Origin of the sequence: Alteromonas australica, assembly GCF_000730385.1 — a bacterium.
GTDB classification, from domain to species: Bacteria; Pseudomonadota; Gammaproteobacteria; order Enterobacterales; family Alteromonadaceae; genus Alteromonas; species Alteromonas australica.
Window position 1 is genome coordinate 3,356,806 of record NZ_CP008849.1, and the last position, 15,012, is coordinate 3,371,817.

A 15,012-nucleotide genomic window follows, 5' to 3' on the forward strand; every position below is an offset into this window, starting at 1 on the left:
GTTTTCCCTAATACTGAATTACGATTTTTGTCTAGGTCTGCCGACCTAATGTTTCTTTGCTGGCGCGACTTCTGCGGCGTAAACATGAACTGGGCCATGCATATTGGAACGAAAAACCACCCATTTACTATCGGGTGTAAAGGTAACATTGGGCTCTAACCTGTAATCATGATTTTCCATATTCACCAGCTTTTTTGCTTTTAGTACGGCAGGCTTAATTAACGCTGCAGCATCGGGAGCACTGATGCCTGCCACATCACGAACGGGCTCTGACTCAAAAAGGTATATCCACTTACCGTCTTTAGCACGAGCCACCATTTCATTGTCTCCGCCATCGCCAGCGAACATTGTACCGTTGGGCGCAATATTAAAATGAACAGACCACCAATCCCGCGGCAAGTGACGCCACACGCGCTCATTAGTTTTTATATCGATACTTGCCAGCCAAAACACTTCACCTCGTGGTGTTTGCAAGTCATAAAAAATTCGTTCTCCACTGGCATCAAAAAACTCATGCCCTGCTATTTCCATATTCATTGTGCGTGTGTGCATCTTTTTACGCTCACTACCATCTAAATTCATGGTCCATATACGATCAACTTTGTGCCACGGCCCTTCGTGACAAAACATGATTTTGTTCGGATCAGTAGGAGAAAACTGAATGTGATTTAGCCAGTCGGTGGCTTCATAAATCGTGCTTTGCTTCGCGGTTTGAATATCTACCACAAACATCTGCATGGGAATTCTTGCTTCTAATCGCTCGTTAATCCTCACCTCTTTAGCCTCTGCAAACGTTAGCGGTTTACCATCTTCTCCAACGGCTTCATAGCGTGCTTCAAACCTTGCATGCCTTGGGCCCGACTCTAATTGGTAGGCGCGCTCTGCAAAAGCTCCAATAAGCAATGTCTCGTCTGTATTTATTGAGTGAATTTTCCCTCTAGGTACAGTAGCAATATGCTGTACCTCACCACTATCAATATTGATAGCCAGTACTGTAGTAGGTTGTTGAAGTTCGTTTTTCGCTACCACCTTCCCGTCGCCAGCGCCGTCAATTTGAGTAACATATACATTGCGACTTTTGGGCCCCATAAATAACAGGCCTACATCGGGGTGTTCATATAGCCGACGAACCTCAAAGGTCTTCAAATCTACGGTTGCGATACCACGTGGGTTATCTACAGAGATAACCATTTTATCCCCCTGGGCACTGTACCCATTTTGATGGAAGTACAAGGAACGGGAGCCTGGCTCTTCAGACAACCGAACAACACGGTGGCCCGTCGTCTCATCTATCCATTCCTTAGGGATGGTATTGGCAACACTTGAGGTGGCGAATAATGCCAAAGTGAGTAGAAGGTAAGAAAACGCGTGATTACTTTTCATTGAATGCATCTCTCACTCCTGGTTTGATAACTGAAGGAGAAAAACGTCCTACGTTATTGCGTCCCCAGAGCTCGTCGTATTTAAAGCCTGAAAGGTCTTCTACTATGTGCTTGTTTTGTTCAGACGTTGGCGAAGTAGCGCCTGTTTTTAAGTGCGCTATTTCAGCCATTAAGACTTCATGGGTCTCTTTACTTAATTTAAAGAACGTAGATACGTAGAAGCCGAGCAATAAAACGATAATGGGCCCAACCGCTAGCATGATCACGATAGTGGAAATTGCTTGATCACTTTGCGCGTCTGCGCCTGAAATAAATCCCCCCATTTCCAGGATGATCCCCACCGACATGACCGCAAGTGCTTGTGTTGCTTTTCGGATAAAGGTCATCACACCAGCAAAACTTCCCTCACGACGCTGTGCAGTAACGATTTGGTCTACATCCGCCATGTAGTTGTACGTGTTCCAAGGAATATAATTAAGTGCTCCCCGGCCAAGACCAGCAATAATGACGCCGACGGCTAACCACAGCAGGTTGAATTCACCACTCATAACGTACATAAGCACCAACGCGACAATAGCGACGATATAAAGTGAGATAGCTACGCGATAGGTAGGCGCAGGACCAAACCTCATGACTAAAGGGATAGCCACTGCCACGGCGGCGAGCTGCGCAATGTAAGTCACTGCCATCATTTCAGATGCGATCACGACAGTACCGCCAATTGCGAATACGACAAAATAGGTGAACACGGCATTAAATACATCTTGGCTAATATAACCACCGAGATACATACCTAGATGTAAACGAAATGCTCGAATCTTCAGCGTAGAAGTGAGATTGGTATACAAGACTTTGAAGGTATCAGCCACGCTGCCTTTACGCTCTTGCGCTAAGGCATCTTCACTCACCCCAGTTTGTTCACGCTCCCATGTAAATAGCCATACAATGAAGACAACCACCATAAACAACGCGGCGAAGATAATTCCCATAATCAGAAAAGTAGATGCTGACTCTTTGCCTCCCACTGAGCTCACAATCCAACTTGGCAGAATCCCCGCTAATATCGCGGACATTTGCCCTGTAAGGATTCTTGCGCCAGCAAGCTTCGCTTTTTTCTTGTAGTCATCCGTCATTTCCGCTGCCAATGTCTCATAAGGAATGATGACAGCGGCGTAAATCAATTCGAAAAACACGTACGTCACTAAGTAGTACAAGTAATGTTGACCGCTAACCCACATTAACGCGAAGCTGGGAAGCAAAGGAATAGAGAACAATAAGAAGACTCGGCGGCGACCAAACCTACGTCCCAATCGAGTATTGCCCAATCCATCTGAAATGTGACCGATAAGGGGGCTCGCAACTGCATCTAGTATACGTGCAATGGCAAAAATACTAGCAGCTTCAACCGCAGATAAACCACAAAACGTAGTGTAGAAAAATAAAATCCAACCACTGATAACGGCCATCGACCCCGCACCGAGGATATCGTTTAAACCGTAAGCAATATAATTGACGGGCTTTAGTTCTCGTCTTGTCATTGTTCTATTCCCTTTTCCCGTATGGTTGTTGATTAGATGTAATTATTCATGTATTCAACAAGTGCCAATATGGCCATCGACTGCCCATAAGGCATAGACGTTAATGGAATATCTTTGTAGCCTTGCAGCGTATCGAATACAGGCGTGCCAAAGGAAACTTGCTGTAGCTCACCGGTTTCGTCGATGTGCTCAATCACCGCGTTAATCGCTTTTTCAGCACAAGGGAGATATTCTTTTCCGACATAACCTTTTCTCACCGCTTTCAAAATGCCGTAAGCAAATCCAGCAGCTGCAGATGCTTCTAAGTAAGAGTCAGGATCATCGAGCAAGGTGTGCCATAAGCCATCTTCGTGTTGAGTTTCAACAAGGGCTTTAATTTGAGCTTCTAATGTTTCAATTAAGAAAAGACGTAAACTATCTGTTTCGGGTAAGTCGAGTAACTCGATAAATTCAGGAATTGCTATAGTGACCCAACAATTGCCTCTCGCCCAACGGGCGTCGGCAAAGTTATGACGGCCGTCAAATGTCCACCCGTGGAACCACAAACCCGTTTTGCGATCGGTGAGGTATTTGGTGTGCAACATAAACTGACGCTTTGCTTCTTCAACATAATGAGGTCTGTCTAGTAACAAACCTATTTTAGCCAGCGGAAGTACACTCATCATCAAGGTATCGTCCCACAGATGCTGATGATTTTCGGCATTGAACACAATATGTTGTAAACCATCTTCTTCGGTGCGCGGCATGTCACGCATTACCCACTCTGCCCACACATCTAAGTAAGGAAGATAGCTACGATTTCCGGTACGCTCTTGCATGTAAGCTAGGGTAAGAAACGGAGACATTGTGTTGACGTTTTTCGTCGGCGTTCCTTCTGAAAATCGGTCAGCAAACCAATCTTCGATGATCGCTTGCGCCTTACTTTCACCCGTCATATCCCAGTACTTTAACAAGCCATATAAACCAATGCCGTGGGTCCACTCCCAGTCTCCCCACCCTTTAGTATCAATAACACGTCCGTCTTCTAGCTTAAGCAAGAACTCACCGGTTTCATCCGTGATATTGACAAGGTTGTCGATAAGTAAATCAATCTTTTTACGTACCGTTGAATAGGCGATGTCGTTAACGATAGCGGGCATAAACTTTCCTCTAATTAAACTATACGGGTTGAAAACAACCACCGTAAAAATCACTTTCAATCACAATACATCAATTCACATCAATTTAACATGATACACCATGAATAATTCACATATTCAGTTCACATATGAAACTTTTTTATCCGTATAAGAAAAAACGCCCGTGAATTGAGCGTTTTTGATGGTAGGAAAAACGAATGAGCGTTAGCGAGTTATAGCGCGTGTTTAATAAGTGCAAGGTTTTGAATTGCAGCAAGGCCCCATTGAGATGCATCGTTTGTCGAGAGCCATGCAGCTTCCTCTACCGCATTTAACGTTTGCGGCCCAGTGACACAATCAGTACCCGTATTTTTGCGTAGTGGATTGCTATTCATAAATTCACGCCATGCGCGCTTTGCCAAGCTAGCGTCATTCTCTTGAGCAGCCACGAATGCAGTAAGCCTAGAATGTGCCACGGTGAGGTTATTGCCCTTCATGCGCTTACCGAGCACCGCGACTTGTTCACTTGTGGGAGCACTATATAGGCGTCCATACTTCAACCAAGCTTGTTTGTATTCGGGGACATCAAGCAACTGCAGAAGCTCAGTTGATATTTCTATCAACCCGAAGACAGAGCTTAAATGTGAAAGAGACGGCCCAGTATCTTCATAGGGCACGAGTTGCTGGGTCTGGGTATTGTAACCAAATGCACCAGCAAAGAAGCCTTGGGGGTGGGAACCAATAACCCGCATAGCATTAACGAGCTTCTTTTTATACTGCTCATCACCGCTTCGCTCCCACGCCGTTAACCAATTAGCCGCTGTAGATCCCCAATCGGTGCCAACCCCCATCTTTGCAAGGCCTGGTATTGGATTTGTTTTATCGACCTTTCGGGTTGGATTTACTACAGCTAGTGCAGCATCGGCATTTGCCACTTCGTTAAGTACATCACCGGTGCGGTCATCACCCGTAATGTAATAATGAAAGCGACGATATGCAGCAGTACTGATACGCATTTGCTTTGCACTACAACCCCAATGTTGCACATTGTGACGAGTACCCAATCCCTTAAACCTACCTGCGTGATAAATATCAACATCTCGATTATGGCGTGTCATGCGCTCTGCTAAATGAAAGCTGGTGGGATCCCCACTGCGCAAAAATGAGTACCACAGCCATAAGTCGGGAGAAAGCTCTGAATTATCCCACGCATAACCCCCTATATCGTATCGCCATACATGACGATCGACATCATAGGTATGCATGATATCTCCGTAGTTCCAGAATCCATACCAATGTCGCTGGTCAACTTGTCCGGCATAGTACTGAACCTGCCATGCTAGTCGATCCTCTATCTGTTTGCGTGCAGGTGTTGAACGATCTGGTAAGCTCCACACGCCGCCAAATACTTTAGCTTCTAAGTAATCGCTAGGTGCTGCGACGAGCCTTGCAGGATGACGTACTTGCTCCGTCATATTTATCATCTCATCTCGAGAAGGTGTGCTTTGTTTAACGGACAAAGTGAACTCGGTAGTGCGGGCAATACCATAGGCATCGCCAAACCCAGGTTCGTAATCTTCGTAGATGATATTGAGGGCGTCGAGTTGCTCCTCATAGGTTTCTTGACCCATTCCGTCGTGGTAAAAACGAACATCCATAGCTGGCGCTTCCGGGGAGTAAAACCATATTGTGGCGTGAGAAATCGCTTCTCCTGCATCGCGTATATCGATTTGCACGGGGTGCAATTGCCAGAAGTCACGCATGCCAAAAGCAATACCACCACTACAACCGCCCAGGTAACCTACCCCACTTGAACGCTTCCCTTGATCTACACCAATCCAACCGTGACCGGCTTTGGTTCTCTTTTTGATTTCAAAGCCGTTAGCACCTATTTGCGTTAATGTAACATCGTTCCAAACTGGGATGTATTGCAAGCGACTACTTACACGCTCATCCCATTCACTTAAAGGAGGTGTTTTGCGTCCCGCGATCTGGGCATCTTTTACCGCTTGACCGGGGTCTCGCCTAAGACCCGTAATACCCTTTACCGCTTCTGCCCATAGCCCTTCTTCTTCGCCTACTAAACGCAGATGCCTGTCGTAAAGTGCATCGTTTTGCAGTACCGAGAAACGCAAACCTAAGCCTTGTATAAAGTCATTGTTTACATCGCCGTCAAAAACAAAAGAGTGAGTTATGTGTAGCGCGTCGCTGCCAGCGTACCCATACAGTCGTATTGTGAAGGGCAACCATTGTTTACTATTTTCTCTAGCATGAACCCCCTCAACTTTAATGACAGCACGCACAGGTCCGGTCTGCTCAACCGTAACGCTTTGTATTTTTGAAGAAAACTGAGTAGTAACAGCATCGAAATCAGGGGAGGACTTCACCAATCCGACAAGATGTGCGTTTTGCCCAACTAACTTGTTACCACGCATCAACTTACTAACAATATGCGTACCCTGTTTAGGAATTTCAAACTGCGCTATGCCTGTTGAAAGTGTCACCGCATTGGCGTTTTCACTTACCTTGACTGGTGTTTTGGGAATCTTTGGAGCTGATTTTATGATCTTTGCCGCGCGACCGACTTCTGCTGATGTGGGTATAGCATGAGCCGTCCACTTTATAGAACCATCAGGCCAAAATGCTGTTACCCATGTTTGCAGAGGAATCTGCTCGCCCTTTTCATTAACCAGCGAGAGTGGCTCACCTTTACGCAACGTCCCCTGTTTCCATGGATAACCAAAAGTCGTCCCTTTTAGTTCGCCGGGCTCATCACCGTCTAGCCAATTGAGAGCGCCTTTAATACGCTCTATTTTTTTTGATGATTGAAGAGGCATACCGCTAGCCGGCTTCGTTGATGCTGAACACGCTGTTAATGAAAATGGCACAGATGCTGCCACCCCAGAACGGATAATAAATTCTCGTCTATCCATGTGGACTCCGATAACGCTTAATGTTAATTACTTTTTAATCTTTGTTTAATTTTTATCACAAAAGAAATAAAATAACTAATTATGATTGAATTTGATTATTAATAATTGCACATTTAAACCTTCAGGGGAGAGATCACTGTGTCGAATACGTTTACTTTACTAGCCAAAGCTAGCTTATTTACACTCGTAGGGCTGTCATTGTCTGGCTGCCAAAAGGCACCTGATACCATGCCCCCTAACGCAGTCCCTGCACAAGTTACTCAACATATGCAGCTTATTTATGATAACCCCATGCAAAATGCCGAAGATATGACCGGCTGGCAAATGGAGGGGCCTGGACAGGTAAGCTTCGAAAACAATTGGATGCAAATGTGGTCACCTGATGAAGCCATGCATCACGTGTACTGGGCACCTATACGCTTTCCAGACAGCTTTGTCGCAAGTTGGCAAGCGCAAGCCCTTAATACCGAGGCTGGGTTAGTCATTGTTTTTTTTGCTGCAAAGGGCGTGAATGGCGAGTCTATATTCGACAGCCAGCTTCTACCTCGCAACGGTACATTCACTCAATATACCGAGGGTGACATTAAAAGTTATCATATTTCTTACTATGCAAACGCGGCGCACAACCCTGATCGTCAACACGCAAATTTGAGAAAAAACAATACATTCTCACTACTTCAAAAAGGAAAGGTGGGTATACCTGCTCACTCAACAAAGCCGCACACTATTACGTTAGTGAAGCAAAGTGCGCATATTCAACTGTTTATCAATGACGAAAAAGTGATTGATTATATAGACAACACCCCCGTTGTAGACAATGTCGACACGGGCAAACCTTTGGCCGACGGCTACATAGGTTTTAGACAGATGAAGTGGACTCAGTTTCAGTATAGAAATTTAAAAGTATGGGCGTACAAAAACTCGTAGCATCCACGAGGCCAGTGTCGTTACTTGCTTAACTTTCTCTACATTCGAACTCACGAAAAGTGATATTAGAACCTGTTGTTTTTTGTTGTACTTTTTGGCAGCGATCAACAGGCTCTAGTCTAAATGAAATACTCGCGTAAGCGGCTGAACAACCGGGCTATTATCGGCGTTGTGTTCCATAATATCGCCCATAAATTCCCACCACTTTTGCATGATTTCGTATTCGGGTAAGTTATCCATATCGTGAGTCGATTCCCGTTTTAACACTGCGAATAACTGCAAGGTGTCTGGGTGCAGAAATATTGAGTAGTCGTGGATACCCGCTTTTTTCAATAAAGCCACAAGTTCAGGCCAAATCTCATCGTGACGTTTTTTATATTCATCCTCAAAACCGGGCAGCAACTGCATTACAAACGCTATTTTTTCCATTTCAAATATCCTATTAGAGCTCACTGACAACGCACTTAGTCAGCCTTGATTTCGTTACCTGCAAACGATTATGCCGAGTCCCCCCCTGTGGCTCAAGGTTAAAATAAGGCGGCGCGCCTACATGTAGGGTTTGAGGTGATTATGCGTAAACGCGCCATAAAAAATATACAAATGACTCTTGCGTTCACTTTGACATCGACGATGGTTTTACTCTATTTAACCCGAAAACCTATGTAACACCGGTCGAACTTCACACACTAGCCCTTAACAATCAAATTCAATCATAAATATTCAAGCAATGTAAATACGAGGAAACATTAAAGTTCAAATGAGAAACATAGAACTCGACGGTTTGTGAACACATGAATAGTTCATAGGCCGTGAAAATCTAAAATATCCTCAGCCAGTTTCTGTAATGAATTTTCTTGAGAAGAATTTGCCGCGATGTGTTCAACTTCATGAATCAAGTTGGAGTGGAGCCAAGATGGCTCTACACTGTACATTGCTTGAATGGCCGCACGCCTTAATGCCAAATCAGGTTGCGATAAAAGTTTCTCTATTGCCGATACCAGACTTAATTGAGAACCGTACAGCGTAATACCAGCAATGGCTTGCACCTGGATATCCGGGTTTTGATATAATAATAATGTCTCCATATGCTGCGCTATCTCTTCTTTTTTGTGCGCCTGAGCGCTACGTAAATTTAGCAGTCTCGCGATATCAGCGATATGGGTAGGTTTCTCCATATGATAACTTTGCTCAATCAAGAGTGCTTCTACTTCTAAAGAGGTAGATGAAAAGTGGTGATTTTTTACGATATCAAGGGCCAAATCTACCGCTTGTGACGTACCTTCACGGAAAAGACTATTTAATACGGTGAGTCTTAGGCCTTCATCTTCGAGGGAGAGCGCATCAAGTAGAATTCTCTGCTCGGAATAATTCGCGTTTAATAGTTTATAAACCATAAACTCAGTAGGTGATGGATGAGTTCGGAGCAAAAACAAGAAATCCAGAAGTTTTGATCTATCTCCTCTAATCATGGCTTCGTAGCCAGCTTCTATATGACCTTTCTCATTATTCTCTAGACCCGAATTTTGCCATGACATTGAAGAAGACATAGTGCAATCGTTTTGTGCTCCGTCGCCATCATTTATTTTGTTCAGCAAAGGTTTGTCTTGATCGTGCGCCATATCTTCATACCATTTAGAGAAGACTAGACTGGTAACAACCACGCCAATTGCGACACCAAGTGCAATGTCATACCCCTTTTTCATTCGCTCACCTCACTACACGTCTTCCAACTCAATATCATTCCTGCTTTGGGTTTCAATTATGAATCAAATTGAAACTTAACAATCGATTATGACTAAGTTTGATTGATTAAATAAAAATTTAACATATATTTTACACTCCAACAACAGGACAGGAACGCTTTATGACTTCAAGAATCGCGAGAAAACAGGCTTTGTGGATATCCCCCATGGGTGCATTGGCAATTGCTCTGTCATTAGTGAGTGTGGCTGATGCAGCGGACACGACTCAAATACCAGATAAACCCACGTCGCCAATTAATTTGCTCGACAATGAAACCTATGATTTTGGTGGAAGAACTATTGACGGTGGCAACATTTCCGATAATGGCTTGTTTCGCTGCTTTAACCGGCGTGGCGTAACGATAAAAAACGTCACTGTAACTAACAGTCCCCGTTATGCCCTGCTCGCTAGAGGCTGCAGCAGTGTCACTATTGAGAATTTTAAGATGAAGAATATGGGGAGCAGCGTAGGTGGCATCAGATTCGATAAAGGCACAGAAAATAAGACCGTGACCTTGAACAGTATTGAAGCTGATAATGTTGGCGGGCATGCTGTAGAACTATGGGATACTAATGGTTTCACGATTGGTACGGTTAAAGCAAACAATACCGATGGCTGCGGATTACTTCTCAACCGAAGTCGAAACGGAACTGTGTCTAGGGTAGAAGGCGATGGAAACGATCAATATGGTGGTTATGCTACCTTCAGAGTCGCGAATAATAATGGCGGTAACATTCAAGTTGGTACAGTCAAATCGCGCAATTCAGGCCGGGGGTTCTTTAGTGTTAGTGGTTCCCACGGTACCACGGTTAACTATGTCGATATCGCCTCTAGTAACAAAGAAGGTATTTACATCCAAGACTCGTCTAACACGGTCGTAAGTAGTGGAAAGGTACGAGGAACCCCTAACTGCAGAATAAGGGGGGGCTCTGGCAACAGCATTAACGCAGATTGTGGTGGCAATATTGCAAACTGATCTAGGAAGCCTCAGAATTTCTACCTAATGTTCTTTAAAGAGGTATCCTGAGGCCATTTCCCCCTCTAGAAGAGTGAAGATAACGAGCGCATGTTCATACTTCTACACTACAAATTTAGGTCACAAAATGAACTAAAATGAGTACCACGGGGTATGAACAACCATGTGCACGATGCTATACTTAAGTCGAATTGAGTTTAATGGATCCTTCATGCGTTTTGTAATAGCTTTCTGCGTTGTTTTTGTTGCTGTTTCACTGTTTGTGTCACTTCAGTGCACTGCCAAAGCACGCGCACAACAAACATCAGTAGCCACCTCCCCTTTTCTTATGGAGAGGGTGAAGAATAACGATTGGATGCTTATTGACGTTCGTTCTCCAAAGGCCTTTGCAAACGGCCATATTCCAGGCGCAATCAACATGCCTCACGAGCGCATCAACGATTACCTAAGCGAACTGGAGCAACACAAAGGTAAACCCATTATCATCTATTGTCAGTCAGGCCAAAAAGCACATATTGCTATGAAGATGCTCGAAGAAATGGATTTTAGTGAGGTGATGCATTTTGAGGGCGACATGTTGGGCTGGAATGAAATAGGCGCAACGATAGATAGAATGTAAAGCCACTCTATGTGGCGATCCATTCTCTGTGATACACTTTTTTGATTCAGCCTAAAGTACCTTCCCTATGAAAATAGATATCGCAACACCAGCCATGTTGTTTCCGGCAATATCATTACTGTTGTTGGCGTACACCAATCGCTTTCTCACACTCGCCACCATTATTAGAAACTTTTCTAAAGAAGAAGCTGATGACAACACTCAAGCGCAAATTAAAAATCTTCGTTTACGAATACAGCTGATTAAGCGCATGCAGATAGCGGGTGTAGGAAGCTTTTTCTTGTGTGTAGTCTCTATGCTCGCTATTTACCTCACCTACCAGCAAGTTGGAAATTGGGTATTTGCAGCGAGTCTTGTGTCCTTATTGTATTCGTTATGGATGTCGGTAAGAGAAATTCTCATTTCCGTAGAAGCACTGGACGTTCATCTAGACGGTATTAAGAACGCACCTACTATGAAATCTCGAAAATAAATACTATTGCCTCAAAACAAAAATATAGGTTAGGTTAATCATTCCACACAAAAACGGAGCCTAACCATGTCCTACATAGACGGTTTTGTCGTAGCGGTACCCACTGAAAATAAACAAGCCTACCTTGAACACGCTAAGTTGGCAGGCAGTATCTTTAAAGAATACGGCGCACTTCAAATCATAGAAGCTTGGGGCGACGATGTACCAAGTGGAGAGATAACCTCCTTCCCCCTTGCAGTGAAGGCAAAAGATGATGAAACCGTTGTATTCTCCATTGCAATATGGCCCTCTAAAGAGGTGAGGGACTCTGGTTGGCAGAAAATTATGGATGACCCCAGAATGCAAGAGGGAGAAAACCCCATGCCATTCGACGGTAAACGATTAATTTATGGCGGCTTTGAGCCTTTGCTGACACTTTAGCGCTAGGCAAAAAAAACCGCTGAAAACATCAGCGGTTTTAGATAGTGCGATTTAACGTTTACGCTAGGGTAATACGCGCAAACTTGCGTTTACCCACCTGATACACGTTTTCACCTTTCTCAGCAATAACTAAACGGGTATCTTCTACTTTGTCGCCGTTAATTTTAACGGCACCTTGCTTAATCATGCGCATGGCATCTGACGTAGAACCCACTAGCTTAGCTTCTTTCAAAAGGTTACCAATAGCGATGCCTTCGTCACCTAACGCAATCTCTATTTCTGGCATATCATCGGGGATTGCATTTTTCTGGAAGCGCTGGATAAAGTCTTGATGCGCGCCTTCAGCAGCAGCTTCATCGTGGAAACGAGCAATAATTTCTTTCGCCAACAAAATTTTGATGTCTCGTGGGTTTTCACCTTGTTCCACACGCGTTTTAAGCTCAGCAATTTCTTCAAGCGGACGGAAGCTTAGCAAATCGTAGTAACGCCACATTAAATCATCGGAAATAGACATCACTTTACCAAACATCTCATTCGGTGCGTCTGTGATACCGATGTAGTTATTCAGTGATTTAGACATTTTCTGAACGCCATCTAGGCCTTCAAGGAGCGGTACCATCACAATAGATTGTTGGGTAATGCCTTGCTCTTTTTGAAGCTCACGTCCCATTAGCAGGTTAAATCGTTGATCAGTACCACCAAGTTCAACATCAGATTTCAGAGCCACTGAGTCCCACCCTTGCACTAGTGGGTAGAGAAACTCATGGATAGCAATAGGTTGGCCATTGTTGTAACGCTTTTTAAAGTCATCACGCTCAAGCATTCTCGCCACGGTTTGGCTAGCGGCCAACTTAATCATGCCAGCAGCACCTAACTCGTCCATCCACTCAGAGTTAAACCGAATCTCAGTTTTCTCTTTATCGAGGATTTTGAACACCTGATCTTGATAAGTTTTTGCGTTTTCTAATACCTGATCTTTACTTAGGGGCTTGCGTGTGACATTTTTACCTGTAGGATCGCCGATAAGACCAGTAAAGTCACCAATAAGAAAAACAACCTTGTGACCAAGTTGCTGGAATGTACGCAACTTGTTGATCAGAACAGTGTGACCAAGATGCAGATCAGGCGCAGTTGGATCAAAACCCGCTTTAATAGTTAAGGTTTTGCCGGATTTTAGTTTTTCGATTAAATCCTCTTCGGGGAGTATTTCATCTACACCCCGTTTAATCTCAGCTAGCGCTGTTTGCCAATCTTTCATTAGTTATTCACACTCTTTGATAACATTAATATAATTTTGGCCGCATTTTACGCGTACAACGGAACCATTGAAAGGTTTGCGCGTCAAAAAACGAATTACAAACTGTCATGTTGTTAAACCCAACAGCTTTACGGGCAACGCTGCGCATTGAATTGTCCTGATTTGAATGAATCAATCGCGAAGATAAGAGCTTTTGGGTGTAACAATTTGCGCTAACAATATAATGAGAAAAGTCACATTAATAGTGACGTATGTGAAACCGTGTAGTACACATAAAAATTCTCAGGTGGGCAGTAGTATGAGAAAGAAATTAGACGCCTCAAAGGCGCTGAATCTATTTAAAAAATTACCCAAGCAGCATAGAACAGGCATCGCCGTAGCGAGCTTATTTCTAGGCACGCTGATTCTTTTACCGTCAGAATCGGTAGAAGCCAGTCGTCATCAAGAAGCCTATATTCTTGATGCGGGTGTTCGCTATCCAGTAGAGCTTCATATCACCCCCTCTACCGATGTATTAACCGGTGAAGAAGAGTCTAGCTGGCAAACGTACAAAGTGAGAAGTGGCGACACCTTAGCTAAGCTTTTCAAACGTGCAGGCTTTACTTCTCGTGACGTGTATAACGTGACTCAAGCTGGCGAATTGACGAAAACTCTCGTGACCTTGTTGCCTGGTGATGAACTTTCCTTCAAAACGAATAAAGAAGGCGGGTTTGGCGAGTTAAAGTATAAGCTGTCTTCAACAGAGACCTTGTTTGTACGTCCAGACTCGTCAAAGGACAATGCGCCTTTGGTGGCTGAACTTGAAAAGCGAGATGTAGATATTCGATACAATTTTGCCCAAGGTGAAATTCACTCAAGTTTTTGGAACGCTGCCGTAACAGCCGGACTTACCAGCAACCAAATTATGAATCTTGCGGGTATATTCGGTTGGGATATCGACTTTGCCATGGAAATTCGTTCTGGCGATACCTTCAATGTGGTATTCGAAGAACAATACATTGATGGTGAGTTTGTCGGTTACGGCGATATCGTGGCCGCTGAATTTACCAACCAAGGTGAGCTTTTTAGTGCCATTTTGCATGAAGACGGCACCTACTATACCCCGGAAGGACGCAGTATGCGTAAGAGTTTCTTACGCGCACCGGTAAACTTCAGGTATGTGAGTTCTAACTTTACTAAAGCGCGTTTCCATCCAGTGCAAAAACGCTGGAAGGCACACCGTGGCACCGATTACGTTGCGGCAGTCGGCACGCCGGTTATGGCTGCCGGTGATGGTAAAGTCATTAAATCAGGCTACGATAAATACAATGGTCACCATGTGTTTGTTCAGCATGGGGAAAAGTACACCACCAAGTACCTGCATTTTAAGAAACGTGCGGTAAAAGTGGGCGACACGGTTAAGCAAGGGCAAACGGTTGGGTATTTGGGTAGCACGGGTATGGTGACTGGCGCGCACTTACACTATGAATTCTTAGTGGATGGTGTACACAGAAACCCGCGTACGGTGGAATTGCCCAAAGCGCAGCCTATTGCTAAAGAAGAGCGTGCAAGATTTATGGAAATTGTCGACGTTCGCCAACAGCAACTTAACAACAACAAGCGCATTATGCTTGCGATGAAGTAACC

General features: G+C 44.2%; 13 protein-coding genes. 6 read left to right on the forward strand and 7 right to left on the reverse strand.

Annotated elements, in window-relative coordinates; all coding sequences use genetic code 11:
- Nucleotides 1-45: 45 nt before the first annotated feature.
- The 4 genes from EP13_RS14715 to EP13_RS14730 all read right to left on the reverse strand — a co-directional run bounded on the left by EP13_RS14715 (nt 46) and on the right by EP13_RS14730 (nt 6,971).
- A complete protein-coding gene (locus tag EP13_RS14715; RefSeq protein WP_197035936.1) occupies nt 46-1,392 on the reverse strand; it encodes an oligogalacturonate lyase family protein in 1,347 nt (448 codons plus the stop codon).
- On the reverse strand, nt 1,373-2,920 hold the full coding sequence (locus tag EP13_RS14720) for an MFS transporter (protein WP_044057947.1): 1,548 nt from the start codon (nt 2,918-2,920) through the stop codon (nt 1,373-1,375). Before EP13_RS14720 ends, EP13_RS14715 begins: the two co-directional genes overlap by 20 nt.
- A 32-nt stretch (nt 2,921-2,952) precedes the next feature.
- Entirely contained in the window at nt 2,953-4,059 is a 1,107-nt protein-coding gene (gene bglB / locus EP13_RS14725) for a beta-galactosidase BglB (RefSeq protein ID WP_044057948.1), read from the reverse strand.
- A gap of 212 nt (nt 4,060-4,271) precedes the next feature.
- Complete coding sequence (locus EP13_RS14730; protein WP_044057949.1) at nt 4,272-6,971, reverse strand: exo-rhamnogalacturonan lyase family protein; 2,700 nt, start codon at nt 6,969-6,971, stop codon at nt 4,272-4,274.
- 138 nt (nt 6,972-7,109) lie between these two features.
- On the opposite strand from EP13_RS14730, the gene EP13_RS14735 reads away from it, so the two are divergent.
- Complete coding sequence (locus EP13_RS14735) at nt 7,110-7,898, forward strand: DUF1961 family protein (protein WP_052364436.1); 789 nt, start codon at nt 7,110-7,112, stop codon at nt 7,896-7,898.
- A 114-nt stretch (nt 7,899-8,012) separates the two neighbouring features.
- Here the strand turns inward: EP13_RS14735 and rhaM are convergent, their stop codons facing one another.
- Together rhaM and EP13_RS14745 are read right to left on the reverse strand one after the other, a co-directional pair.
- A complete protein-coding gene (gene rhaM, locus EP13_RS14740) occupies nt 8,013-8,327 on the reverse strand; it encodes an L-rhamnose mutarotase (RefSeq protein ID WP_044057950.1) in 315 nt (104 codons plus the stop codon).
- 371 nt (nt 8,328-8,698) lie between these two features.
- Nucleotides 8,699-9,601, reverse strand: coding sequence for a hypothetical protein (locus EP13_RS14745; RefSeq protein WP_044057951.1), 903 nt, complete (start codon nt 9,599-9,601; stop codon nt 8,699-8,701).
- 161 nt (nt 9,602-9,762) lie between these two features.
- On the opposite strand from EP13_RS14745, the gene EP13_RS14750 reads away from it, so the two are divergent.
- From EP13_RS14750 to EP13_RS14765, 4 genes are all read left to right on the forward strand, one after another.
- Nucleotides 9,763-10,617 (forward strand): right-handed parallel beta-helix repeat-containing protein, encoded by an 855-nt coding sequence (locus EP13_RS14750; protein ID WP_081869514.1) that lies wholly within the window; start codon nt 9,763-9,765, stop codon nt 10,615-10,617.
- 211 nt (nt 10,618-10,828) lie between these two features.
- The gene (locus EP13_RS14755; protein WP_044057953.1) at nt 10,829-11,236 is read left to right on the forward strand and encodes a rhodanese-like domain-containing protein; all 408 of its coding nucleotides are present in this window, start codon (nt 10,829-10,831) and stop codon (nt 11,234-11,236) included.
- Between the two features lie 67 nt (nt 11,237-11,303).
- Nucleotides 11,304-11,708 carry a DUF2721 domain-containing protein gene (locus EP13_RS14760; protein ID WP_044057954.1) on the forward strand — a complete coding sequence of 135 codons (405 nt, stop codon included), beginning with the start codon at nt 11,304-11,306 and terminating at the stop codon, nt 11,706-11,708.
- Between the two features lie 66 nt (nt 11,709-11,774).
- Complete coding sequence (locus EP13_RS14765) at nt 11,775-12,128, forward strand: DUF1428 domain-containing protein (RefSeq protein WP_044057955.1); 354 nt, start codon at nt 11,775-11,777, stop codon at nt 12,126-12,128.
- Nucleotides 12,129-12,186: 58 nt separating this feature from the next.
- Here the strand turns inward: EP13_RS14765 and tyrS are convergent, their stop codons facing one another.
- Nucleotides 12,187-13,386: a tyrosine--tRNA ligase gene (tyrS, locus tag EP13_RS14770; RefSeq protein WP_044057956.1), complete on the reverse strand. Its 1,200-nt coding sequence runs from the start codon at nt 13,384-13,386 to the stop codon at nt 12,187-12,189.
- Between the two features lie 298 nt (nt 13,387-13,684).
- Here tyrS and EP13_RS14775 point away from each other — a divergent pair, with 298 nt between their 5' ends.
- Nucleotides 13,685-15,010: an OapA family protein gene (locus tag EP13_RS14775; protein ID WP_044448466.1), complete on the forward strand. Its 1,326-nt coding sequence runs from the start codon at nt 13,685-13,687 to the stop codon at nt 15,008-15,010.
- The last annotated feature ends 2 nt before the right edge of the window (nt 15,011-15,012 follow it).